A 22,617-nucleotide genomic window follows, 5' to 3' on the forward strand; every position below is an offset into this window, starting at 1 on the left:
CTGGGCCTCAGGTGGTGGGTGCAGTTTATCGACGGGGCTGCGGGCGCGGATGCCAGACTGCGCTACAGCTTGGCCTGGCTCGCGTGTTTGTGCTCTCCGGCTACGACGCCTTTCTGGGCTTCCTGCTGATCTCAGCAGTGGTGCCCGTGTTGGCGTTGGTGGCCAACAAGCTGCTCTCGCCGAAGAGCCGCATGGGCGAGCGGGAGCTCACCTATGAGTCCGGCATGGAGCCGATCGGCGGCGCTTGGATTCAGTTCAACATCCGCTACTACATGTTTGCCCTGGTCTTCGTCATCTTCGACGTTGAGACCGTGTTCCTGTATCCCTGGGCCGTGGCGTTCCACCGGCTCGGCCTGCTGGCCTTCATCGAAGCCCTCGTCTTTATTGCCATCCTGGTGGTGGCGCTGGCCTATGCCTGGCGCAAGGGCGCCCTCGAGTGGAGCTGATCCCGTGACCAACACCCCATCAATCGAAAGCCTCTCCATCGACGCCCTCAAGGATCTGCGCGCTGCCAGCTGCAATCCGGTGGGTGCTCCCACGGTCACCTCGGATCTGTCCGAGAACGTGATCCTCACCACCCTCGACGATCTGCACAACTGGTCTCGGCTCAGCAGCCTCTGGCCGCTGCTCTACGGCACCGCTTGCTGCTTCATCGAATTTGCGGCGCTGCTCGGCTCTCGCTTCGACTTCGACCGCTTCGGCCTGGTGCCGCGCTCCAGCCCGCGCCAAGCCGACCTGCTGATCGTGGCAGGCACCGTGACGATGAAGATGGGGCCAGCCCTGGTGCGTCTCTACGAACAGATGCCAGAGCCCAAGTATGTGATCGCCATGGGGGCCTGCACGATCACCGGCGGCATGTTTTCCGCCGACTCCACCACAGCCGTGCGCGGCGTGGACAAGCTGATCCCGGTGGACCTCTACCTGCCCGGCTGCCCGCCGCGGCCTGAGGCGATCTTCGATGCTGTGATCAAGCTGCGCAAGAAGGTGGGCAATGAGGCCCTGGCAGAGCGTGGCAACGTGCAGCAGATACACCGTTACTGCACCGTCTCTCACCAGATGAAGGCCGTGGCCCCCATCGTTAACGGTCAGTATCTGGCGGCCGAAACCCAGAAGCAGGCCCTGGCGGCTGCCAGCGCCCTGCCCATGCCCGCCCCGGCAACCGCCATCCCTGCCCAAGCCAACGCCTGAGCGCGCCCGCCATGCCTGCAGACACCCCCACCCCCCAGACCGACGCCAGCGACAGCGGAGCGCTTGACAGCCCAACACCGGGCCCCGTGGGCCAGTGGCTGGCCAGCCAGGGTTTTGAGCAGCTGGCCCTCGGCAGCGACCACCTGGGCGTCGAGATGATCGGGGTGGAAGCGGCGTTTCTGCCCGTGATCGCCACCGCCCTCAAAACCCAGGGCTTCGACTACTTGCAATGCCAGGGCGGCTACGACGAAGGGCCGGGCGGCCGGCTGGTGTGCTTCTACCACCTGGTGAAACTGGCAGCCCTGGCCGATCACTCCAGCGCCGGCGTGGTGGCTGCCGATCAAAGCCCTGAAGAGGTGCGGCTCAAGGTGTTCCTGGAGCGCAACGGCGAGCTCACCATTCCCACCCTCTACGGGCTGTTTCGTGGCGCCGACTGGCAGGAACGGGAAACCTTCGACATGTACGGCATCCAATTCGCCGGCCACCCCCACCCCAAGCGCTTGCTGATGCCCGAAGACTGGAAGGGCTTCCCGCTGCGCAAGGACTACGTGCAGCCCGACTTTTACGAAATGCAGGACGCTTACTGAAGGCGTTTGTTCAGGCGCCGCGCTGGTGCTTGCGGAAGAAGCGCATGACCGCCAGGGCAACGCTACGGGGGTCGTGGCGCAGGGTGGCGGTGGGCTTGGCCCCCTGAAGTGGGGCCAGGGTGACGTCGTACCCCTGGCGGCGCAGCTGGCGCGCGTCGCAGGTCACGGGCTCGGCCCCCTGATGGCGGTAGTGGGCCACGAGGGCGGAATCACCCAGATCCTCCTGGGCCAACACCGCCGTGAACAGGCGTTCATCCACGCCGAGGCTGGCGAGCTGGGCCTCGATGGCCCGCACATGCCCCTCCACGTCGAGCCCATCGGTTTCACCGGGTTGGGTCATCAGATTGCAGATGTAGAGGCGGGGGGCCTTGCTGCGGCGGATGGCCTCGACCAATGCGGGCACCAACAGGTTGGGCAGCAGCGAGGTGTAAAGGCTGCCGGGGCCCAGCACGATCAGATCGGCGTTGGCAATGGCCTCCAGGGCCCTGGGCAGGGCTGGGGGCCGCTCCGGGATGCAACCCAACCGCACGATCGGGCTGGCGGCATGGCCAATCTTCGATTCACCTTCAATGCGCTCACCGTTTTCGAGCTCCGCCCAGAGGCGCACGTCGGCATTGGTGGCTGGCACCACCTGCCCCTGCACGGCCAGCACCCGGCTGCTGGCCGTGATCGCCGACTCCAGGTTGCCGGTGATCGCCGTCAATGCCGAGAGAAACAGATTGCCGAAGCTGTGCCCCTCCAGCCCGCTGCCAGCCTTGAAGCGGTATTGGAACAAACGCGTGAGCAGAGGCTCCTCCCTGGCCAGGGCGGCCAGGCAGTTGCGGATGTCGCCGGGCGGCTGCACCCCGAGCTCCCGGCGCAGCACCCCACTGCTGCCGCCGTCATCCGCCACCGTGACGATGGCGGTGAGGTTGCTGCTGTAGCGCTTCAGGCCGCTGAGCAGGGTGGAGAGGCCGGTGCCACCCCCGATCGCAACGATGCTGGGCCCCCGGTTGAGGCGCCGCTGGGCCAGCAGGGCATCCACCAGCAAGGTGTCCTTTTCCGGGGCCAGGGCCTGCTGGATCGAGCCAAAACTGCGGCTCTGGCCGAGCCAGATCAAGAGGGCTCCAACCAGCAGCACCAGGGGGCCGGTGATCTTGCGGGGCAGCACCCCGGTGACCTGGGCCAGCAGCCACTGGATGCTCGAGAGCATCCAGTAGATCGGCTGCAGATCGGCCCACACCGCTGCCCCCAGCAGGGCCACCAGCAAGCCCAGGCCGGAGGTGAGCACCCAACGCTTCACCACCAACCCGGGCTGCAACCAGCGGGCCGCCCGCCTGGAGCGGCTCATCAGATCCTTCTGGCGCAGATCGCCGCGGCCCAACCAGCCCGGTTTCGGCAGCGGTCGGCGGGAGGGCCGCAATCGGGAGGCTGGAGCGGGGGGGGGCAAAGGGCGAGGGAGGACGCTGCCGCAACTGGCTGAACTTTACGGAGGCTGTTCGCGGGCGGAAAGGGTCAGGATGGGATCCAGCTTTGCCGCGCCGCCCCTGGCTTCCTCAGCACCGCTCCAGGCCCCGCCGCTGGCTGTGATGGACAACCTCAGCGTGCGCTGGGGCAGCCGGCGGGTGCTGGACGGGGTGAACCTGCAGATCGCGCCGGGGGAACGCCTGGTGGTGGTGGGTCCGTCTGGAGCCGGCAAATCCACGATCCTGCGGCTGCTGGCCGGGCTGCAGTTGCCCAGCAGCGGCCAGCTCAGCCTCTACGGCGTTCCCCAGACCTACCTGCGCCTTGATCAGCGCAACCCTCCCGATGTGCGCCTGGTGTTTCAGAACCCTGCTCTGCTGGGTTCGCTGACCGTGCGCGAAAACGTCGGCTTCCTGCTGTATCGCTTCGGCCGCCTCAGCGAACGGGAGATTCGCGACCGGGTGGGCGCCGCCCTCGATGCCGTCGGGCTGCATGGCACCGAAGAGCAACTGCCCGGGGAGCTCAGCGGCGGCATGCAGAAACGGGTCAGCTTTGCTAGGGCCCTGATCAACGATCCGCGCAAAGCCAGCGATCAGATGCCGCTGCTGTTGTTCGATGAACCCACCGCCGGCCTCGATCCGGTGGCCTGCACCCGGATTGAAGATCTGATCGTGCGCACCACCGATGTGGCGCAGGCCACGTCGGTGGTGGTCAGCCACGTGCACAGCACCATCGAACGCTCAGCCGAGCGGGTGGTGCTGCTTTACGACGGACAGTTTCGCTGGAGTGGCACGGTTGAGGACTACCGCCATTGCAGCGATCCTTACGTGGTGCAGTTCAGGAGCGGTAGCCTGCGCGGACCGATGCAGCCGGCGGAGTCTTAGGTCCATGCGCCGCAGTATTCGTGAGGCGATCGTTGGCTTCTCCCTGCTGGCGGCCATTGCCAGTGCCATGGGACTGTCCTTCTGGCTACGCGGCATCTCCCTGGGCCGTCAGAACTGGACCGTGAAGGCCAACTTCGATGAAGCCGCGGGCTTGGCCGAGCGCTCACCGGTCGTCTATCGAGGAGTGCTGGTTGGCAGCGTGCGGAAGGTGCGGGTCACCCCGCAGGCCGTGGTCGCCGAGCTGGAAATCAACCATCCCGACCTCAAGCTGGCTCGGCCGGCCTTCGCCCAGATCGGCGAGGCGTCCCTCCTGGGCGGGGACGCGCAGGTGTCCCTGGTCAGCAGCGGCAAACCGATGCCTCCGAGCGCTCCGAATCCGCGCTCCAAGGCCTGCAATCCCAGCCTGGCCCTGTGCAATGGCTCCACGATCACAGGACTGCAGGGGCCGAGCCTCACCAGCGTCACCACCCTGATGCACAAGCTGCTGGTGCAAGCCGACCAGATGCAGCTGCTGAGCAAGGTGTCGACTGCCACCAGCAGCTTCGACCGCACCGCCAAGGACACCTCGGACTTCATGAAGGACGGCCAGGCCCTGGCCCGGGAGCTGGAAACCACGGTGAAAGCGGCCCAACCGACCATCACCAATCTGAACAGCAGCACCGCCCACCTGCGCCGCGTCATCGCCGCCCTCGACAACCCGAAAACCCTGCACGAGCTCCAGTCCACCGTCAGCAATGCCGAGCAGCTCACCGCCAAATGGAATGCCGTGGGCGGTGATGTGACCAAGCTGACCGACGACCCCCGCTTCATGGACGGCATCCGCAGCGTGGCCGTGGGGCTGGGCAAATTCTTCGAAGAGCTCTACCCCGCCCAGACCGGTGCCGCCCGCGACAAAGCGGCACGAGAGAAGGCCACTACACCCCGCTGATCGCCTCCATGGCGATGGCGGCGATGGCCTGATCGCTGGCCTTGGGCAGTTGTACGTATTTGCCACCGGCGGCCTCGGCCAGGTCCTTGCCCATGCCGCTGCCGATGAACTTGCGCTCGGTGTCGATCACCAGCAGCTTGATGCCCAGGGCCCGGTACTTGCTGGCCACCTGCTTCACCTCCTCCTTGAGGTCCACCGGCTCCTCGCCCTCCAGCTGCGGTTGCCCCAGGGAGCGGCTGAGGGGCACGTTGCCGCGGCCATCGGTGATCGCCACCACGACCACCTGGCCCAGATCACCGGTGGCCAGAGCGTTGGCCCCCACGCGGGCGGCCTGGGAAAGGCCGTGGGCCAGGGGTGAACCACCGCCACAGGGCATGGATTCCAGCCGCCGGCGGGCGGCGGTGATCGAACGGGTGGGGGGCAGCAGCACCTCGGCCTGCTCACCGCGGAAGGGGATCAAGGCCACCTCATCACGGTTTTCATAGGCCTCGGTGAGCAACCGGATCACGGCCCCCTTGGCGCTCTGCATGCGGTTGAGGGCCATCGAGCCGCTGGCATCCACCAGGAAGATCACCAGGGCACCAGCCTTGCGCTGCAGCTGCTTGGCCCGCAGGTCGCCGTCCTGGACGATCACGGTGCGGTGCGGTTCGCGCTCACGGCGGGATTTCTGATAAGGCGCCGCAGCCCGAAGCGTGGCATCCACAGCGATGCGCTTCACCGGGCCCCTCGGCAGCATCGGCTTGACGTAGCGGCCGCGCGAATCGCTAAACACCACCGCCCGGCTGCCGCTGCCGCCGGTCTTGGCCTTGGCCGAGGAGAACAGCAGCAGGTCGGGGTCGATGGCGATGGCCTCGGGATCCAGCAAAAACTCCTCCGGCACCTGGGGAGGCGCCTGGTCTTCGGGGGTGTCGTCCTCTTGTTCGTCCTCTTGTTCGTCCTCGGTGTCGTCCTGGTCCGGTTCGTCCGGATCCTGCTCATTTTCGGGCGGCTCCGGCTCCTCCGGCGGCTGCTCGCCCTGCGGTGGGGGGGGTGGCGGCGGCTCCATCGGCTGATCGGGATCGGGGGGCGGCAGCTGCAGCGCCCGCGGCGCGATCACCAGCCGCACCGCCACCTGGAGGTCGTCGGCCTCGACCCGATCGCGGCCGCTGAGGGCCGCATGGGCCCTGGCCACCCGCACCGCATAGAGCTCACTGCGGTGTCCCTCCACACCGCCCCGCAGGGCCTCGTTCACCAGGTAGGCCATCTGCTCGCGGGAGATGTGCACATCGGGCAGCCACTGACGCGCCAGCAGCAGCTGGGTGGCCAGGGCATCGGTGTCGTCCTGCCACTTCTGCCGGAAGGCCTGGCTCGATTCGGCCTGGGCCATGGCGCTGCGGGTGATCTCCACCCGCTGATCCAGCTCCAGCACCTGGTTGGCTGACAGCGCGATGGCGAAGCGATCCAGCAGGTGATCGCGCACGGCCCCCTCCTCGGGGTTGTAGGTGGCGATCAGGAGGCAGCGGCAGGGGTGCGACAGGCTCAGGCCCTCCCGCTCGATCCGGTTTTCGCCCGAGCCCACCGCCGCCAGGAGCAGGTTGGTGATGTTGTCGTCGAGCAGGTTGAGCTCGTCCACATAGAGCACGCCCCGGTGGGCTTCCGCCAGCAAGCCCGGCTGGAACACCGCCTGGCCGCTGGCCAGCGAGGCGGTCACATCCACGGAGCCCACCAGCCGGTCTTCGGTGATGCCCAGAGGCACCTGCACGAACGGCGCCGGTACCACTGTGGTGGGCAGCAGGGCGTTGGCATCGGCGCCGGTGGGGTCGGCGCCCAGCTCGGTGAGGCGTGCACAGGTGGCGGCGTCCCAGTCGTCGGGGCGCTGGGGATCGATGTTGAGGGCCGTACCGCCCACATCGAGCACATCGATCGGCGGCAGCAGGGCGTGCAAACCCCTGGCCAGCACCGACTTGCCGGTGCCACGCCCTCCGGCGATCACGACCCCGCCCAGGCCGGGATCGACCGCAGCCAGCAGCAGGGCCAGCTTGAGGGTGCCGTGGCCGGTGATCGCCGCCAGGGGGAAGGCACGGGCCGCGGCATCACTGGTGGTGGGCGATCCGCTTGCAACCGATTCGCTTGCAACCATGGAGGGGCCCAGAGCCGATTCACGTGAGAGCCAGTCTCGCTGATCAGACCGGCGGCGGTGCCACGCCGAGCCTGGCCATCGCCCTCGGCGCCAACCTGCCCAGCCGCTGCGGCAACCCAATCGCCACCCTGATCGCGGTGCGGCCTTTGCTGGAAGCGAGCGTGCGGGGATGGAGCCAGGATCTGCGGCGCCCAGGAGAGACGACTGCCTTCCGCTGGTCTCCGCTGTTTGAAACCCAAGCTGTGGGTGGCCCCCCCGGCCAACCCAACTACGTCAATGCCGTCGTGCTGGTGGAGGGCGCAAGCGTGACTGCCGACGCCGCCCCAGAGGCCACCGCAGATGCTGCCGAGGACCTGCTGGGGCACTTGCAGGAACTGGAGCAACACTTCGGCCGGGAGCGCCAGGAACGCTGGGGACCCCGCAGCCTCGACCTCGACCTGCTCTGGTGGGGGGATCTGCGCTGCCACACCCCCCGCTTGCAGCTGCCCCATCCCCGCTGGCAGGAACGGGACTTCGTGCTGGCCCCACTGGCGGCCCTGGGTGCGGCCCTGGAGGCCACGGCCCCAGGCCCCAACTGCACGGCTGTAGCCCTGGCCGGCCAACCCGGCTGGCCCGAGCAGCTGGGAGCCGCTTGGCTCACCAGAACAGACGAGCCCCCAGCCGAAGCAGACCCGCGTCCAGGCTGATCAGCAGCAGGTTCTCCAGCTCGGCCTGGGCCACCAACAGGGCATCCACCCGATCCACGCAGCCTGGATCAACCGGAGACTGGGCAGCCCTGCCAGCCCGTTGCAGGTGATTGGGCCACACCGGCAGGTAACCCAGGCCATCGGCCTCCAGCAACTGGGGAAAGCGCTCCAGGGCCACCTCCAAACCCGGCAGCTGACCTGCCCGATGGGCCTCCGCCAACTCAAACCAACTGGCCGCACTCACCACCACCCGCTGGGCGGGATCGCGCAGCACCTCCAGCACGGGCTCCGAAAGCAATCGGGGCGAACACCACCACCACTGCAGCGCATGGGTATCGAGCAGAAAGCCTGAAGCTGGCGATCGCGGGGTCATGGCCGGGCAAACCGGGCGCCGGGCACCAGGCCGTAGGGATCCACCTCGAGCCCCTCCCGCAGCAACCGCCCAGGGCACCGCCGCGGCACCGGGCCAGCCTCCAGAGGCACCAACCGCGCCCAGGGCCGACCGTGTTTGGTGAGGAGCACGGTTTCGCCCTGATGGGCAGCATCCGCCAAGCGCGAGAGCTGGGCCTTGGCATCCCGCAGGCTGACTTGAACTGGTGCATCCATAACCTCTGCATCCATGGGCTACCAGGAACCGCTTGTTCCGAGTGTTAGCCATGTAGTCACAAGTGTGACCATATTTCGGACAGGCCAGGACAGGACAAAATCCCGACCGGGCAGGGCTGGATCAGACGGCGACCCGCCAATACGGCCAGCGAAAACCACCCCGCGCGCTATCCCTGCGCGATGCTGATGGCACTGCTGCAGCCACCGCTCGCCCATGGCGCCCCTCCCCGCTCCCGAGCCTGCGCGCCACCTGGAAACCACTGCCGCCCTGGACGCCCGCAAGATCCGCTTCGAGGTCAACCGCGTCGAGCTGCCGATGGGCGTGGTGGGCAGCTTCGGCCTGATCCGCCATCCCGGCGCCTCCCTGGCGGTGCCCGTGCTCGAGGACGGCCGGGTGGTGGTGCTGCGCCAATACCGCTTCGCCGTGGCCACCCGCCTGCTGGAATTTCCTGCCGGCACCCTCGATGACGGCGAAGACCCCCTCAGCACCATGCAGCGGGAGCTGCAGGAGGAGGCCGGCTACAGCGCCAGCCGCTGGGATCCCCTGGGCGCGATGCTGCCCTGCCCGGGCTACTCCGACGAGGTGATCCACCTGTTTCTGGCCCGCGACCTCAGCCCCCTGGCCGAGCCCCCCGCCGGCGACGACGATGAGGACCTGGAGGTGCTGCTGATGGAGCCCGACGAACTGGATGCGGCCCTGGCCAGCGGCGACGAATACCTCGATGGCAAGAGCGTCACCGCCTGGCTGCGGGCCAAGCAACTGCTGGGGATCTAATGGCTCCGGAGCGCTGGCTGTTTTGGCATCGCCGCGATCTGCGCCTGGCCGACAACCGGGGCCTGGCGGCGGCCGTCACCGCTACTCCAGCGGTGACGGGGGTGTTCGTGCTGGATCCCGCCATCCTGTCGGAGCCGAGCATGGCGCCTGCGCGGCTGTGGTTTCTGTCTGAGAGCCTGCGGGAGCTGCAGCAAGCCTGGCAGAAGGCCGGCAGCCGGCTGGTGATCCTGAACGGCGACCCCGCCGAGCTATTACCCCGCCTGGCCGCTGGCCTGGGCGCAGAAGTGGTGGCCTGGAACCGGGACGTGGAACCCTTCGGCCGCGAGCGCGACCGGCGGGTGGCGCGGGCGCTGCAGGCGGATGGGCGCAAGGTGCTGGCCGATTGGGACCAGCTCCTGGTGGCACCGGAGGCCATCAAAACCGGCGCTGGCGACCCTTACCGGGTGTACGGGCCCTACTGGCGCAGTTGGCGCCGCTGGGTGGAGGAGGCGAGCGCCCTCGGATCAGCAGCCTCGGGTGGCCTGGATCCCCTGCCGGCGCCGAGCGCCCTGATGGATTGCGAGTCCACCCAGCTCAAAGGGCTGCCACTGGTGAGCCCCGAGCTGGAGCACGGTTTTTTAGAGCACGGATTTGGAGGTGCTGAGCTCTGCCCCTGCCGCCCCGGCGAACACGCTGCCCAGCAGCAGCTCCAGGCCTTCTGCGATGGGGATGGCCGCCAGACTCCCCTGCTGAGCTACGAACCAGGCCGCAACATCCCCGGCGAAGCGGGCACCTCAGGGCTCAGTGCCGCCCTCAAGTTCGGCACGCTCAGCCCCCGCCAGGCCTGGGCCGCCGCCCAGCAGGCCCGTCCGCTGGCCCGCAGCGAGGAGGAGCTGCACTCAATCCAGGTGTGGGAGCAGGAGCTGGCCTGGCGCGAGTTTTACCAACAGGCGCTGTTTCACTTCCCGGAGTTGGCAGGCGGCCCCTACCGGCCCCAATGGCGCGCCTTCCCCTGGGACAACAACGACGCCTGGTTTGAGGCCTGGCGCGACGGTCTCACCGGGATGCCGATCATCGACGCCGCCATGCGCCAACTCAACGAAAGCGGCTGGATGCACAACCGCTGCCGCATGATCGTGGCCTCCTTCCTGGTGAAAGACCTGATCTGCGACTGGCGCTGGGGCGAGGCGGCTTTCATGGCACGCCTGGTGGATGGCGATCTGGCTGCCAACAACGGCGGCTGGCAGTGGAGCGCCAGCAGTGGCATGGACCCCAAACCCCTGCGCATCTTCAACCCGGCCACCCAGGCCTCCAAATTCGATGCCGATGGCACCTACATCCGCACCTGGCTGCCGGAGCTGCGCCATGTGGCCACCCGCGACCTGATCAGTGGGGAGATCGCCCCACTGGAGCGCCGCGGCTACCCGGCTCCACTGGTGAACCACAAACTCCAGCAGGCCCGCTTCAAGGCCCTCTACGCCACGATCTAAGGGGTGATGAAGAGCTCAACAGACGTTTCATTGCAATACTAATCACCAGCAAAACGCGTTCATGAAAACCGCGCTGATCACGGGTATTACTGGCCAAGACGGCTCCTACCTCGCCGAGCTCCTACTGGAGAAGGGCTATGCGGTGCATGGCATCAAGCGGCGCGCCAGCAGCTTCAATACCGCTCGCATCGACCACCTCTATCAAGACCCGCACGAGAGCGACCCCCGGCTGGTGCTCCACTACGGGGATCTGACGGACAGCACCAACCTGATCCGGATCATCCAGCAGGTGCAGCCCGATGAGATCTATAACCTCGGCGCCCAGAGCCATGTGGCGGTGAGTTTCGAGGCTCCCGAATACACAGCCAACTCCGATGCCCTCGGCACCCTGCGGATCCTCGAGGCCGTCCGGATGCTCGGGCTCAGCGCCAAAACCCGCATCTATCAGGCCAGCACCTCCGAGCTCTACGGCTTGGTGCAGGAGATCCCCCAGAAGGAAACCACGCCCTTCTACCCGCGCAGCCCCTACGGCGTGGCCAAGCTCTATGCCTACTGGATTACGGTGAACTACCGCGAGGCCTACGGCATGTATGCCTGCAACGGCATCCTGTTCAACCACGAATCACCGCGGCGAGGTGAAACCTTCGTGACCCGCAAGATCACCCGCGGCCTGGCCCGCATCAATGAGGGATTGGAGGATTGCCTCTACATGGGCAACCTCGATTCGCTGCGCGACTGGGGTCATGCCCGCGACTATGTGGAGATGCAGTGGCGGATGCTGCAGCAGCCCGGAATCCCGGAAGATTTCGTGATCGCCACGGGCCGGCAGGAATCGGTGCGCCGCTTCATTGAGCTGGCGGCCGCTGAGCTGGGCTGGGGTGCAATCGAATGGCAGGGCGGCGGCATAGAAGAGCTGGGGCGGCGCAGCACTGGTGAAGTGGTGGTGCGAATCGATCCGCGCTATTTCCGCCCAGCCGAAGTCGAAACCCTGCTGGGTGATCCCACTAAGGCCCGCGAGAAGCTGGGCTGGACGCCAACCACCACCCTGGAGGAACTAGTAGCCGAAATGGTGGAGGCCGATCGGGAGGAAGCCCGCAAGGAGGCGATCCTGCGCCTGAAGGGCTTCAACGTGGTGGGCTCGATGGAGAACCCACCCACCAACGCATCTGGCGTGGGCTGATGGCGGAGGACGTCCGCTGGCAGCAGCGCTTCAGCAATTACCGCAAGGCACTGCAGCGCCTGGAGGATTTCCTGGAGCCTCCGGCGTTGAATGAACGCGAGCAGCAGGGGCTGATCAAGGCGTTTGAATACACCTACGAACTGGCTTGGAACACCTTGCGCGATCTGCTGCGCAGCCAGGGTGATGCCTCCTTGCTGGGATCGCGCGACACCCTGCGCGAAGCCTTCCGTCTGGGCCTAATCGAGCAGGGCGAGGCCTGGATGCTGATGCTTCAAGACCGCAATCTCACCAGCCACACCTACAACCGCGCCACAGCGGATGCCATTGCGGCTCAGATCATCGGTTGCTACCTGCCCTGCTTTCAGCAGCTGCGCTCCACGCTGGAGCAGCGTCTGCTGCAGGAGGCGCCATGAGGTCCATCCCCGGCATCTCTGCCCAGGCCGAGCAGCGGTTGATTCAGCTGTTGACATCCCAGCCGCAGCTGCAGGCGGTGTGGCTGTTTGGTTCGCGGGCGATGGGGCGGCATCAGCAGGGCTCCGACATCGATCTCTGCCTGGACGCCCCGCAGCTCAGCCATGGCGGCCGCTTGCGCCTGATGGCCGACGTGGACGACCTGTTGCTGCCCTGGCGGGTGGATCTGGCCCTGCAACATGAACTTCCAGCCGACCTTGAGGCCCACGTGCAACGGGTGGGCCGTTGTCTCTGGAGGAAGCGATGACCCCCATCATTCCCTTGATCACCCCTGCCGACCGCATCTTCGTGGCCGGCCACCGCGGCATGGCCGGCAGCGCGATCTGCCGCGCCCTGCAACGGGCGGGTTACAACCAGATCCTCACCGCCAGCCGCCAGGAGCTGGATCTGCTCGATGCGCAGGCGGTGCAGCGCTGGTTTGCAGAGCACGAGCCCACGGTGGTGGTGCTGGCGGCTGCGAAGGTGGGCGGCATCCAGGCCAACAGCAGCTACCCAGCCGATTTTCTGCTGGACAACCTCAAGATCCAGACCCATGTAATCGAAACGGCCTGGCGCAGCGGCGTACGGCGGCTGCTGTTTCTAGGCAGCAGCTGCATCTACCCGAAGTTTGCCGAGCAGCCGATTCGCGAGGAGGCCCTGCTCACCGGTGCCCTGGAGCCCACGAATGAGTGGTATGCGATCGCCAAGATCACCGGCATCAAGCTGTGCGAGGCGCTGCGCCGTCAGCACGGCTTTGATGCGATCAGCCTGATGCCCACCAACCTGTATGGGCCGGGGGATAACTATCATCCAACCAACAGCCATGTGCTGCCGGCGCTGATCGGTCGCTTCCATGAGGCCGCAGAGGCCCATGCGGATAGCGTCACTTGCTGGGGCACGGGCACGCCGCTGCGGGAATTCCTGCATGTGGACGACCTGGGCGAGGCCTGCGTGTTTGCCTTGGAGCACTGGCAGCCGGGACCTGATGAGCTGCAGTTTCTGAACGTGGGCACGGGTGTGGACTTGACCATCCGCGAGCTGGCGGAGCAGGTGGCGGCAGCCACAGGCTTCAAGGGACAGATCAGCTGGGACATGACCAAGCCCGATGGCACGCCCAAGAAGCAGTTGGATGTGGGCCGGATGGCGAACCTGGGCTGGCGGGCGCGGATTTCACTGGCGGAGGGGCTGGTGGACACGGTGGCGGCGTTTCGTGAGCTGCTCAGTGAGAACTTGGTGCGGTTGTGACCGGACAGCAGGCTTATCTGAAGCCACGGCTCAACCGCTTCCGCGACTGCCATCGCGGCGAACGGATCTGGAGCACGGCTTCTCCGGCGCCGAACTCTGCCCCTGCCGCCCCGGCGAACACGCTGCCCAGCAGCAGCTCCAGGCCTTCTGCGATGGGGATGGCCGCCAGACTCCCCTGCTGAGCTACGAACCAGGCCGCAACATCCCCGGCGAGGCAGGCACCTCAGGCCTCAGCGCCGCCCTCAAGTTCGGCACGCTCAGCCCGCGCCAGGCCTGGGCCGCCGCCCAGCAGGCCCGTCCGCTGGCCCGCAGCGAGGAGGAGCGCCAGTCGATTCAGGTGTGGGAGCAGGAGCTGGCCTGGCGCGAGTTTTACCAACAGGCGCTGTTTCACTTCCCGGAGTTGGCAGGCGGCCCCTACCGGCCCCAATGGCGCGCCTTCCCCTGGGACAACAACGACGCCTGGTTTGAGGCCTGGCGCGACGGTCTCACCGGGATGCCGATCATCGACGCCGCCATGCGCCAGCTCAACGAAAGCGGCTGGATGCACAACCGCTGCCGCATGATCGTGGCCTCCTTCCTGGTGAAGGACCTGATCTGCGACTGGCGCTGGGGCGAGGCGGCCTTCATGGCACGCCTGGTGGATGGCGACCTGGCCGCCAACAACGGCGGCTGGCAGTGGAGCGCCAGCAGCGGCATGGACCCCAAGCCGCTGCGCATCTTCAACCCGGCGACCCAGGCGGCCAAGTTCGATGCCGACGCCAGCTACATCCGCACCTGGCTGCCGGAGCTCAAGCACGTGAGCAGCCGCGACCTGATCAGCGGCGAGATTGCACCGCTGGAACGCCGCGGCTACCCAGCACCCCTGGTGAACCACAAACTCCAGCAGGCCCGCTTCAAGGCCCTCTACGCCACGATCAAGGGCTGAGCCACGACGCTGCGCAGCACCGCGATCACCCGCTGCTGCTGCTCGTCAGTGAGCTCGGGGAAGATCGGCAGGCTGAGCACCTCCGTGCAGAGGCGTTCGGTGATCGGCAGGGATCCCGCGCCATAACCCAGATCGGCGTAGGCCGGCTGACGGTGGATCGGGATGGGGTAGTAAATGATCGTGCTGACGCCGGCATCCTGCAGCTGCTGCTTGAGCCAGTCGCGGCAGCAGGCCTCGGGCAGGCCAAAACTGGCACTATCAGGGGAGGGCACGCAGGCCGCAGAAGCCCCTTCGCAGGCGCGGGCGCCGGGGCATTGGGGCACGCGCAGCACGAACTGGTTCCAGCTGTGGCCGGCGGGTCCGGCTTCCGGCAACGCCACCCCACCCAGGGCCACCAAGTGATCGCGGTAGTGGCGGGCGATGGCGCCGCGGCGCTCCACCCAGCGCGGCAGGTGGGGCAGCTTGACGTTGAGAACGGCAGCCTGGATGGAATCGAGGCGGCTGTTGTAGCCCAGGGCTGTGTGCAGGTAGCGGCGCGGCATGCCATGCACGGCCAGCTCGCGGATGGACTGGGCCAGGCCGGCATCGCGGCAGGTGACCGCCCCGCCATCGCCGGCGGCGCCGAGGTTCTTGGTGGGGAAAAAGCTGAAGCAGCCGGCATCGCCCCAGCTGCCCACCGGCCGACCGGCCCAGCTGGCCCCGGTGGCCTGGGCGCAATCTTCGATCACCCGGAGGCCATGGCGCTCGGCGATGGCGCACACCCGCTCCATATCCACCGGGCGGCCGAACAGGTGCACCGGCAGCAGCGCCTTGGTAGCGGGGTTGATGGCCGCTTCGAGCTGATCGAGATCGATCAGGTAGCTGCTCTCCTCCACATCCACAAACATCGGCGTGGCGCCCACGGCGCTGATTGCTTCGGCGGTGGCAAAAAAGCTGAACGAGGCCGTGATCACCTCATCCCCGGGGCCGATGCCCAGGCCGCGCAGGGCCAGGATCAGGGCATCGGTGCCGCTGTTGCAGCCAATGGCGTGGGGCACGCCACAGGCCCTCGCGAAGTCATCTTCAAAGCGGCCAATCGTGGCGCCACCGATGTACTGACCACTGCGCAACACCTCCAGAACGGCCTGATCGAGAGCCGCACCCAGCTCATGGATCTGCTCGCTGAGGCTGAACGGAGGCACTTGCATCGGAGCAACTTAAGTCGCCCGCACCACCGGCCCGCGCTCAGGATGCCACTTGATGTTGCAGCCGATGGCCGGCCGCTGCTCCCCAGGCACCGGATCGCCGGCCAGCACGGCGGCGATGGCAGCCCGCAGGTCGCGGCCATTGCAAGGCAGGTCATTGCCAGGTCGGCTGTCGTCCAACTGGCCGCGATAGGCGAGGCGATGGTCGGCGCCAAACAGAAACAGATCGGGCGTGCAGGCGGCCTGAAAAGCCCGGGCCAGGGCCTGGTCGGCGTCGAACAGGTACGGGAAGCTCCAGTGATGGGCAGCGGCCTGAGCCCGCAGACCCTCTGGGCCCTCCTGGGGATGGGTGAGGGTGCTGTTGCTGGAGATGCCGATCAGCTGCAACCCGGAGACGCCCGCGCCTCCCGCGTGCTCGCCCGCCAGCCGGGTCAGCTCCGGCTCGATCTGCTTCACAAACGGACAGTGGGCACAGAGAAACAGCACCAGCACCGGCCGACCCGCCAGCGCCTGAAGATCCAGAGGGCTGCCGCTCACCTGCTGGGTGCTGCCGGCGGCCAGTTCAGAGCGGATCAACTCGAGCGGCAACGGTGTGCCCAGCGGCAGCATCGTGGAGGGGGTGAGGGCCATGATTCCTGCGGCTCCGCCATGTGCCAGCAATTTTGACCCCATTCCGGAGACGTCCTGCCCTTGCCATCGCCCTCGGCGCTGCCCTGCTGAGCGCCTGCGTGCCGGCCCACCGCCACGCGAGCTGGGCGATCTACCCCCTGCAGCGGGTGGTGCCCAACGACGGCCTGGCCGTGGTGAGCCAACCCGATGGCTACGGCCTGCACATCTGGCTCGACACCGACACGCGCCAGAGCGGCCGCTGCCAGCCCCGCTGGAGCGTCGATACGGCCCGGCTCTTCAACGGCAACGGCACGGCGCCGTTCAGCTCGGGCCTAGCCCCGCGCCAGGAGTTCTTCGAGGCCGTGGCCCGCGCCGATGTGCACCGCGCCCTGCGCCAGCAGAGCGAAGCCCTCTGCCGTGCGCGGGCACCCCGCAGCAGCTTCAGCTGGGTGGAGCCCCCCCGCAATGCCGGCGAGGTCAAGCCGGAGACCTATCCGCTGCTGGAGGAGCCCGACCTGCTCAGCGATCCCAACGCCGTGCTCGAGCAGGAGGAGCGCCTGCTTCAGTCCGCGCCCACAGCACCGGCTCAGCCCGGCGCCAGTAGCGACTGAAACGGCGCAGATCGACCGGCTCCGGCAACGCCACGAAGGGCTCGGGCTCCAGCACCTGCAGCGGCAGCTGGGCGGCGATCCGATCACACAGCAGGGCGAAACGCGGATCCACGCCAGCGCTGGTCACCACGCCATCGGCCCCATGGCGACGGGCGAAGGCCAGCACCTCCTCGGCCACATCGCCGTGGCGCAGGGTCACCGGCAGCTCCAGCAGGCACTCATACAGAAAGCCCAGGCGCTTGAGGCTGAGGCCCGCCTGGGCGATCAGCTGCCGATCAAACACAAACACCGCCGGCGCCCCCGGATGGGCCAGCAGAGCTGGATTGGCCGGCCCCAGGGCCTCGCCATGAATCCAGAGCACGGGATTCACGGCGCGATCTCCGATTCAGAACCCGATTCGACCGCCAGCAACTGGGCCTGCAGCTGCTCGTAGCTGGCGTCAAACGGGCAGGTGCCGTCTGTGGCGGCAACGCAGGTGCGGCAGTAGCGCCCGGAGCTGAAGCGCTCCAGGTTGTCGCGGTTGAACAGGTAGGGCTTGCTGCTGAAGCTGCTGGCCACCCACTGCCAGCTGAGGTTGTTGCTGGCGGGGTCGCCATCGAGCAGGTGTTGCAGAAACCAACGGGCGCCGGCCTGCCAGCGCACCCGGCGCCAATGCACCACGTAGCTGGCCAGCCACATCCGGGCATGGTTGTGCAGCCAGCCGGTGGCGTGCAGCTCGTGGGCGAAGCCGTCGATGCAGGCCAGGCCGGTGCGGGCCTCGAGCAGGTCGGCCGGCAGCGCGGCGGCGTAGCGCTCGGGGGCATGGCCGGTCTTGAGCGGTTCGCGGTCATGCCAGATGCCATCGCCCAGCTGGCGCCAGAGCCGTTGCCAATAGTCGCGCCAACCCAGCTCATTGATTAATTTTTGGGCCGCTGCCGGAGGCTGGCCGCTGCGCTCCAGCCAGGCAAACACCGCCTCGCGCACCTCCACCAGGCTGAGCACGCCGTGGCGGATCCAGGGCGAGAGGCGCGTCACAGCCCCATCGAGGTGGTTGCGGCTACGGCCATAGGCCAGCGGATCGATGGCGGCGAGCGCCGTTTCAGCCGCCCGGCGCCCACCTGGGATCGGGCTCAACCCGCCAGGGGCCTCAGGAAACAGCTGCCGCAGGGTGGTTTCCAGCTCGGCGCGGCTGGCGAACTGGCGGGGCAGATCCCCGGGTGGGAGAGAATCCCCCGATCGCATCACTTCGGCTCCTGGCCATTTCTCCCATGCTCCTCGATCTGCGCGGCAAGAAGGCCCTGGTCACGGGTATTGCCAACAACAAGTCGATCGCCTGGGGCATCGCCCAACAGCTGCATGCCGCCGGCGCTGAGCTGGGCGTCACCTACCTGCCGGATGAGAAAGGCCGCTTCGAAGGCAAGGTGCGCGAACTCACCGCTCCGCTTGCACCCACCCTGTTTGAGCCCCTCAACGTGCAGGAGCCGGCCCAGATCGAGGCCGTGTTCAACCGGGTGAAGCAGCAGTGGGGTTCGATCGATGTGCTGGTGCACTGCCTGGCCTTCGCCGGCAAGGACGAACTGATCGGCGACTACTCCGCCATCAGCCCCGAGGGCTTCGCCCGGGCCCTGGAGGTGAGCGCCTACTCCCTGGCGCCGCTTTGCCGCTGGGCCAAGCCCCTGTTCAACGAAGGCGGCAGCGTGATCACGCTCAGCTATCTGGGGGCTGAGCGGGCCATCCCCAACTACAACGTGATGGGCGTGGCCAAGGCGGCCCTGGAGGCCTCGGTGCGCTACCTGGCCGCCGAGCTGGGCCCGGAAAAGCAAGTGCGCGTCAATGCGATCAGCGCCGGCCCGATCCGCACCCTGGCCAGCAGCGCCATCGGCGGCATCCTCGACATGATCCACAACGTGGAGGCCAAGGCTCCCCTGCAGCGCACGGTCACCCAGGAGGAGGTGGGCAGTACCGCCGCCTTCCTGGCCAGCCCGCTGGCCTCCGGCATCACCGGCCAGGTGATCTACGTGGATGCCGGCTACTGCATCACCGGCATGTGAGGGCTGGGCCTCAGCGCAACGGATTGCGGTAGCGCAGGCCTGGAAAGCGGAGGAAGTCGCTGTCGGCCGAGCAGAGCGTGCAGTTGTGCTCAATGGCCAAGGCGGCCAGATGGGCATCGCTGGTGAGATTGCCGGCCGTTCCAGCCTCCTCGAGCAGCAATCGCAGCACACTCCAATGGCTCGGGCCCGGCTGCAGCTCCGCCACCAGGGCATGCTGCCGCCAGCCCTCAACCAGCTCCAGGGCCTGGACGGCAGTGAGCGGCGATTGCATCAACCGGCTCTGGGTGCTGATCCGCAGCACGGCCAACACCACACTCCAGGGCAGGGCAATCGCTTCATCGCCGTTGAAGCTGGCCTCCAGCCAGGCCTTGGCTTGCTGGTGCTGGGAACTCTCCTGCAGGGCGGCATACAGCCACAGGTTGGTGTCGATCAGGATCACCGGCCCTGCCGCAGTTTCTCGATCAGGAGTTCATCCTCCAGGGCTGCCGCCAGTTGATTGGCCCTGGTGAGATCCACCCCTGGAGCCAGGGCACCGATGGAAAACGTGGGGCAGCGATAGGGCTCCCGCATACCCACCGGAGGCGCGTTGAGACCGGCCTGGAGGACCTCGTTGACCACCTGCTTGAAAGGCCTGCCGCTGTCGAGCGCCTTCTGACGCAGCTGGCGGAGCAGGCGGTCGTCAATGGTGAGCGTGGTGCGCATGGCATCAAAGTGCTTACGCCTAAGACATCATGGCATCAAGATGCTTGGCGGCGAAGGGCCTGGCTTCGGCATGATCGGTTCATCTTGCTCAGGCGCCCGCAGGCGCGGTTGTCCCATGCGCACCGGCACCATCCACCGCGTCACCGGCGAAACCGACGTGCGCGTGACGCTGGGGCTCGACGGCAGCGGCCGCTGCACGGTGAACACCGGCGTGCCGTTTCTCGACCACATGCTCCACCAGCTGGCCAGCCACGGCCTGGTGGACCTGGAGATCAGCGCCAGGGGTGACACCCACATCGACGACCACCACACCAACGAAGACGTGGGCATCGCCGTGGGCCAGGCCCTGGCCCAGGCCTTGGGCGACCGGCGCGGCATCCACCGCTTCGGCCACTTCGTGGCGCCCCTCGATGAAGCGCTGGTGCAGGTGGCGCTCGACTGCTCCGGCCGGCCCCACCTCAGCTACGGGCTGCAGATCCCGGCCCAGAAGATCGGCAGCTACGACACGGAGCTGGTGAAGGAGTTCTTCGTGGCCGTGGCCAACAACAGTGGCCTCACCCTGCACATCCGCCAGCTGGATGGGGTGAACTCCCACCACATCGTGGAGGCCTGCTTCAAGGCGTTTGCGCGGGCGCTGCGCCTGGCCGTGGAAGTGGATCCACGCCGCGCCGGCGCCGTGCCGAGCAGCAAAGGCGTGCTGGAGCAGGCAGGGAGCTGAGGAAGGCCACTGCCGGGACCACTAGCCCACTAGCCCGGATCCGACTCCCGCGACCACAGAAACAGCCCCAGCCGCTCGGCATCCGCCATCGTTTGCTCCGCATCGAGCAACAGGGCGCTGCGCGCTTCCCAGGCGATGCCGGCCAGGCCCGCCGCCGCGGCCTTGGCCACGGTGGTGGGACCGATGCCGGGGAGGTCCATGCGCCTGTCCTGGTTGAGCTTGGGGGCCTTGTAGAGCACGCCGGAGCGGCCCGTATCCGGCCGATCAGTGCGCGTGGCCGCCACCCACTCGAGCATGGCGTCCGTGCCCGGCAGGGCTTCGGTGGCCAGGCACAGCCCCTTGGCCACCACCGCTCCCTGCCCCACATCCACCTGGGAGATGGCCTCCACGATGTAAGCGGCGCGCTCCACATCAGCCCGGTCCATGTCGCTGGGCACGGTGCTGGCGTAGAGCCCGGGCTCCGGCAGCAGGTTCGGCGCCACATCCTCGATGCCCACCACCCGCAAACCGTGCTCCTCGATGATCTGGGCCAGGGCCCGCAGGGAGGCGTCATCGCCGTTGCGCAGCGAGGCCAGGATGCGCGGAGCGGCCATCAAGGTGGAACCCTCGAAGCGCAGCAGGTTGAGCGAGCGCGGCCGCACAAACTTGCCCACCATCACGATCTGCTCGATGCCCCGCTGCTGCAGCGACTTGATGAAAGCGATCGAGCGCTCGAAGAAGAATTCCTCCGCCGCTGGTACATCCACCTCCAACCCATGGGGGTAGCAGGCGATGTGGGAGCGGCCCGCCCGGGCGAGGGCCTGCGAGAGCATCCTCGGCAGCGCGCCCTCACCGGCAATGATCGCGAGGGTCGGATCACCCATCAGGGCCGAAACTGCTCCGCGCTCAGTGGTATGGGCAGTCAAAGGCCCAACACCCTGGAGTGGCTGGCTGTGGTGGACAGGTCCTGCGGCGTCATGGCCCCTTCAGGGCAGCCTGCAGCGCCTGGAGCAGGGCCGCGGGGCTGAGCCGCTGATCGGCCTGGGCGCCCTCCTGGTCGCTAGCTGCGGCGCGCAGATCCTTGAGCCCCACCAGGCCATCAGCCGCCTCCTGCTCACCGATCACCGCCGCCCAGCGGGCTCCGGAGCGGTCGGCCCGCTTGAACTGCTTGCCAAAGGCCGCGCCACTGGCATCGCGCTCCACCGCCAAGCCAGCCTGGCGGCAGAGCCGCGCCAGCGCCAGCGCCTGCGTGGTCGCCGCCTCGCCGCGACTCACCACATAAAGATCCAACGCCGGAGCGGCCGCCAGCGGCCGCTCGAGCTGGCTGAGCAGCAGCACCAGCCGCTCCATACCGAGGGCCCAACCGATCGCGGGAGTGACTGGGCCGCCCAGCTGCTGCACCAGGCCGTCGTAACGGCCGCCGCCACACACGGTGGCCTGGGCGCCCAGCTGGCTGCTGGTGATCTCGAAGGCGGTGTGGCTGTAGTAGTCGAGGCCCCGCACCAGGCGGGGGTTGAGCACAAAGGGGATCTCCAAGGCTGCGAGGGCCTGCTGCACGGCGGCGAAGCGGGCCTGGCTGTCGTCGCTGAGGGCTGACGCCAGGCTGGGGGCCTCCGCCAGCAGCGCCTGGGTGCCTGGGTGTTTGGAATCCAGCACCCTGAGGGGGTTGCTGTGGATACGCGCCTGGGAATCGGCATCGAGCAGCTCGCGCCGCTGCTCAAGCCAAGCCACCAGCAGCTCGCGGTAGCGGGCCCGATCCTCAGCGCTGCCGAGGGAATTGAGCTCCAGGGCCAGGCCACCCACGCCCAGCGCGGCCAGCAGATCCCAGGCCACGGCGATGGCCTCCGCATCGCTGCAGGCATCGGCAAAGCCCAGCAGCTCCAGGCCGATCTGGTGGAACTGGCGCTGGCGGCCCGCCTGGGGGCGCTCGTAGCGGAACATCGGCCCGCCATACCAGAGCCGCTGCGGCCCCTGGCTCAGCAGACCGTGCTGGATCGCCGCCCGCACCACCGATGCGGTGCCCTCCGGCCGCAGGGTGCAGCTGCGCTCACCGCGATCGAGAAAGGTGTACATCTCCTTGCCCACCACATCGGTGGCCTCGCCGATGCCGCGGGCAAACAACTCGGTGACCTCCAGCAGCGGCGTGCGGATCTCGGCGATCCCCGCGCGGCGGAACTGCTCCCGGGCCGTGGCTTCCACGTGCTGCCACAGGCCGATCTGCTCCGGCAGCAGATCGACCATGCCACGCAGGCTCTGCAGCGACGCCAAGGCGAAAGGAGCAAGTGGGGTGAGTCTGCCT

27 protein-coding genes and 1 pseudogene are annotated in these 22,617 nt (G+C 67.6%); 16 read left to right on the top strand and 12 right to left on the bottom strand.

Annotation, left to right across the window (positions count from 1 at the left end; genetic code table 11):
• Positions 1 to 83 precede the first annotated feature (83 nt).
• The 3 genes from ndhC to KBY70_RS07805 are packed head-to-tail and all read left to right on the top strand — an operon-like array spanning position 84 to position 1,775.
• Positions 84 to 446 carry a photosynthetic/respiratory NAD(P)H-quinone oxidoreductase subunit C gene (gene ndhC / locus KBY70_RS07795; RefSeq protein WP_094559106.1) on the top strand — a complete coding sequence of 121 codons (363 nt, stop codon included), beginning with the start codon at positions 84 to 86 and terminating at the stop codon, positions 444 to 446.
• On the top strand, positions 412 to 1,188 hold the full coding sequence (locus KBY70_RS07800) for an NADH dehydrogenase subunit K (protein WP_094559105.1): 777 nt from the start codon (positions 412 to 414) through the stop codon (positions 1,186 to 1,188). Before ndhC ends, KBY70_RS07800 begins: the two co-directional genes overlap by 35 nt.
• An 11-nt stretch (positions 1,189 to 1,199) precedes the next feature.
• Positions 1,200 to 1,775, top strand: a complete 576-nt coding sequence (locus tag KBY70_RS07805; RefSeq protein ID WP_094559104.1) for an NAD(P)H-quinone oxidoreductase subunit J — start codon at positions 1,200 to 1,202, stop codon at positions 1,773 to 1,775.
• Between the two features lie 10 nt (positions 1,776 to 1,785).
• On the opposite strand, the gene yvcK is transcribed toward KBY70_RS07805, so the two are convergent.
• The gene (gene yvcK, locus KBY70_RS07810; RefSeq protein ID WP_254988052.1) at positions 1,786 to 3,105 is read right to left on the bottom strand and encodes a uridine diphosphate-N-acetylglucosamine-binding protein YvcK; all 1,320 of its coding nucleotides are present in this window, start codon (positions 3,103 to 3,105) and stop codon (positions 1,786 to 1,788) included.
• 238 nt (positions 3,106 to 3,343) lie between these two features.
• Here yvcK and KBY70_RS07815 point away from each other — a divergent pair, with 238 nt between their 5' ends.
• Complete coding sequence (locus KBY70_RS07815; protein WP_409996035.1) at positions 3,344 to 4,102, top strand: ABC transporter ATP-binding protein; 759 nt, start codon at positions 3,344 to 3,346, stop codon at positions 4,100 to 4,102.
• Positions 4,103 to 4,106: 4 nt separating this feature from the next.
• The gene (locus tag KBY70_RS07820; protein WP_254988022.1) at positions 4,107 to 5,030 is read left to right on the top strand and encodes an MlaD family protein; all 924 of its coding nucleotides are present in this window, start codon (positions 4,107 to 4,109) and stop codon (positions 5,028 to 5,030) included.
• Here KBY70_RS07820 and bchD read toward each other — a convergent pair.
• Positions 5,017 to 7,149 (bottom strand): magnesium chelatase ATPase subunit D, encoded by a 2,133-nt coding sequence (gene bchD / locus KBY70_RS07825; RefSeq protein ID WP_254988023.1) that lies wholly within the window; start codon positions 7,147 to 7,149, stop codon positions 5,017 to 5,019. The genes KBY70_RS07820 and bchD overlap by 14 nt on opposite strands.
• A 23-nt stretch (positions 7,150 to 7,172) precedes the next feature.
• On the opposite strand from bchD, the gene folK reads away from it, so the two are divergent.
• Positions 7,173 to 7,835: a 2-amino-4-hydroxy-6-hydroxymethyldihydropteridine diphosphokinase gene (gene folK / locus KBY70_RS07830; RefSeq protein ID WP_254988024.1), complete on the top strand. Its 663-nt coding sequence runs from the start codon at positions 7,173 to 7,175 to the stop codon at positions 7,833 to 7,835.
• Here the strand turns inward: folK and KBY70_RS07835 are convergent.
• Positions 7,786 to 8,208, bottom strand: coding sequence for a type II toxin-antitoxin system VapC family toxin (locus tag KBY70_RS07835; protein WP_254988025.1), 423 nt, complete (start codon positions 8,206 to 8,208; stop codon positions 7,786 to 7,788). The genes folK and KBY70_RS07835 overlap by 50 nt on opposite strands.
• Positions 8,205 to 8,456, bottom strand: a complete 252-nt coding sequence (locus KBY70_RS07840) for a type II toxin-antitoxin system Phd/YefM family antitoxin (protein ID WP_254988026.1) — start codon at positions 8,454 to 8,456, stop codon at positions 8,205 to 8,207. Before KBY70_RS07840 ends, KBY70_RS07835 begins: the two co-directional genes overlap by 4 nt.
• A gap of 199 nt (positions 8,457 to 8,655) precedes the next feature.
• Here KBY70_RS07840 and KBY70_RS07845 point away from each other — a divergent pair, with 199 nt between their 5' ends.
• The 7 genes and pseudogenes from KBY70_RS07845 to KBY70_RS07875 form a co-directional block, all read left to right on the top strand.
• Entirely contained in the window at positions 8,656 to 9,216 is a 561-nt protein-coding gene (locus KBY70_RS07845; RefSeq protein WP_254988027.1) for an NUDIX hydrolase, read from the top strand.
• A complete protein-coding gene (locus KBY70_RS07850) occupies positions 9,216 to 10,685 on the top strand; it encodes an FAD-binding domain-containing protein (protein ID WP_254988029.1) in 1,470 nt (489 codons plus the stop codon). Before KBY70_RS07845 ends, KBY70_RS07850 begins: the two co-directional genes overlap by 1 nt.
• Before the next feature lie 61 nt (positions 10,686 to 10,746).
• Complete coding sequence (gene gmd, locus KBY70_RS07855) at positions 10,747 to 11,865, top strand: GDP-mannose 4,6-dehydratase (RefSeq protein ID WP_254988030.1); 1,119 nt, start codon at positions 10,747 to 10,749, stop codon at positions 11,863 to 11,865.
• Entirely contained in the window at positions 11,865 to 12,278 is a 414-nt protein-coding gene (locus KBY70_RS07860) for a nucleotidyltransferase substrate binding protein (RefSeq protein ID WP_254988031.1), read from the top strand. The genes gmd and KBY70_RS07860 overlap by 1 nt, the downstream gene beginning before the upstream one ends.
• Complete coding sequence (locus KBY70_RS07865) at positions 12,275 to 12,583, top strand: nucleotidyltransferase domain-containing protein (RefSeq protein ID WP_254988032.1); 309 nt, start codon at positions 12,275 to 12,277, stop codon at positions 12,581 to 12,583. The genes KBY70_RS07860 and KBY70_RS07865 overlap by 4 nt, the downstream gene beginning before the upstream one ends.
• Positions 12,580 to 13,560: a GDP-L-fucose synthase family protein gene (locus KBY70_RS07870; RefSeq protein WP_254988033.1), complete on the top strand. Its 981-nt coding sequence runs from the start codon at positions 12,580 to 12,582 to the stop codon at positions 13,558 to 13,560. The genes KBY70_RS07865 and KBY70_RS07870 overlap by 4 nt, the downstream gene beginning before the upstream one ends.
• Before the next feature lie 55 nt (positions 13,561 to 13,615).
• Positions 13,616 to 14,485 (top strand): annotated as a pseudogene (locus tag KBY70_RS07875) (FAD-binding domain-containing protein); the annotation flags it as partial.
• On the opposite strand, the gene KBY70_RS07880 reads toward KBY70_RS07875, so the two are convergent.
• Both KBY70_RS07880 and KBY70_RS07885 read right to left on the bottom strand, forming a co-directional pair.
• Positions 14,464 to 15,672, bottom strand: a complete 1,209-nt coding sequence (locus tag KBY70_RS07880; protein WP_254988034.1) for a DegT/DnrJ/EryC1/StrS family aminotransferase — start codon at positions 15,670 to 15,672, stop codon at positions 14,464 to 14,466. The pseudogene KBY70_RS07875 and the gene KBY70_RS07880 overlap by 22 nt on opposite strands.
• A gap of 9 nt (positions 15,673 to 15,681) precedes the next feature.
• Positions 15,682 to 16,299 carry a thioredoxin family protein gene (locus KBY70_RS07885; protein ID WP_254988035.1) on the bottom strand — a complete coding sequence of 206 codons (618 nt, stop codon included), beginning with the start codon at positions 16,297 to 16,299 and terminating at the stop codon, positions 15,682 to 15,684.
• A gap of 32 nt (positions 16,300 to 16,331) precedes the next feature.
• Here KBY70_RS07885 and KBY70_RS07890 point away from each other — a divergent pair, with 32 nt between their 5' ends.
• A complete protein-coding gene (locus KBY70_RS07890) occupies positions 16,332 to 16,889 on the top strand; it encodes a hypothetical protein (protein WP_254988036.1) in 558 nt (185 codons plus the stop codon).
• On the opposite strand, the gene KBY70_RS07895 is transcribed toward KBY70_RS07890, so the two are convergent.
• Together KBY70_RS07895 and KBY70_RS07900 are read right to left on the bottom strand one after the other, a co-directional pair.
• Positions 16,798 to 17,259 carry a hypothetical protein gene (locus tag KBY70_RS07895; protein WP_094559094.1) on the bottom strand — a complete coding sequence of 154 codons (462 nt, stop codon included), beginning with the start codon at positions 17,257 to 17,259 and terminating at the stop codon, positions 16,798 to 16,800. The two genes, KBY70_RS07890 and KBY70_RS07895, sit on opposite strands and share 92 nt — an antisense overlap.
• Positions 17,256 to 18,110 carry an FAD-binding domain-containing protein gene (locus tag KBY70_RS07900; protein ID WP_254988037.1) on the bottom strand — a complete coding sequence of 285 codons (855 nt, stop codon included), beginning with the start codon at positions 18,108 to 18,110 and terminating at the stop codon, positions 17,256 to 17,258. The genes KBY70_RS07895 and KBY70_RS07900 overlap by 4 nt, the downstream gene beginning before the upstream one ends.
• A 26-nt stretch (positions 18,111 to 18,136) precedes the next feature.
• Here KBY70_RS07900 and fabI point away from each other — a divergent pair, with 26 nt between their 5' ends.
• Positions 18,137 to 18,919 carry an enoyl-ACP reductase FabI gene (gene fabI / locus KBY70_RS07905; protein ID WP_254988038.1) on the top strand — a complete coding sequence of 261 codons (783 nt, stop codon included), beginning with the start codon at positions 18,137 to 18,139 and terminating at the stop codon, positions 18,917 to 18,919.
• A 10-nt stretch (positions 18,920 to 18,929) separates the two neighbouring features.
• On the opposite strand, the gene KBY70_RS07910 is transcribed toward fabI, so the two are convergent.
• Both KBY70_RS07910 and KBY70_RS07915 read right to left on the bottom strand, forming a co-directional pair.
• The gene (locus KBY70_RS07910; protein ID WP_094559091.1) at positions 18,930 to 19,358 is read right to left on the bottom strand and encodes a type II toxin-antitoxin system VapC family toxin; all 429 of its coding nucleotides are present in this window, start codon (positions 19,356 to 19,358) and stop codon (positions 18,930 to 18,932) included.
• A complete protein-coding gene (locus tag KBY70_RS07915) occupies positions 19,355 to 19,621 on the bottom strand; it encodes a hypothetical protein (RefSeq protein WP_094559090.1) in 267 nt (88 codons plus the stop codon). Before KBY70_RS07915 ends, KBY70_RS07910 begins: the two co-directional genes overlap by 4 nt.
• A 115-nt stretch (positions 19,622 to 19,736) precedes the next feature.
• On the opposite strand from KBY70_RS07915, the gene hisB reads away from it, so the two are divergent.
• Complete coding sequence (gene hisB, locus KBY70_RS07920) at positions 19,737 to 20,339, top strand: imidazoleglycerol-phosphate dehydratase HisB (protein ID WP_094559089.1); 603 nt, start codon at positions 19,737 to 19,739, stop codon at positions 20,337 to 20,339.
• 29 nt (positions 20,340 to 20,368) lie between these two features.
• On the opposite strand, the gene KBY70_RS07925 is transcribed toward hisB, so the two are convergent.
• Positions 20,369 to 21,202: an LpxI family protein gene (locus KBY70_RS07925; RefSeq protein ID WP_094559088.1), complete on the bottom strand. Its 834-nt coding sequence runs from the start codon at positions 21,200 to 21,202 to the stop codon at positions 20,369 to 20,371.
• 91 nt (positions 21,203 to 21,293) lie between these two features.
• Positions 21,294 to 22,586 (bottom strand): histidine--tRNA ligase, encoded by a 1,293-nt coding sequence (hisS, locus tag KBY70_RS07930; protein ID WP_094559087.1) that lies wholly within the window; start codon positions 22,584 to 22,586, stop codon positions 21,294 to 21,296.
• Between the last annotated feature and the right edge of the window lie 31 nt (positions 22,587 to 22,617).

It is taken from the genome of Cyanobium sp. ATX 6E8, from assembly GCF_024346335.1.
GTDB lineage: Bacteria > Cyanobacteriota > Cyanobacteriia > PCC-6307 > Cyanobiaceae > Cyanobium_A.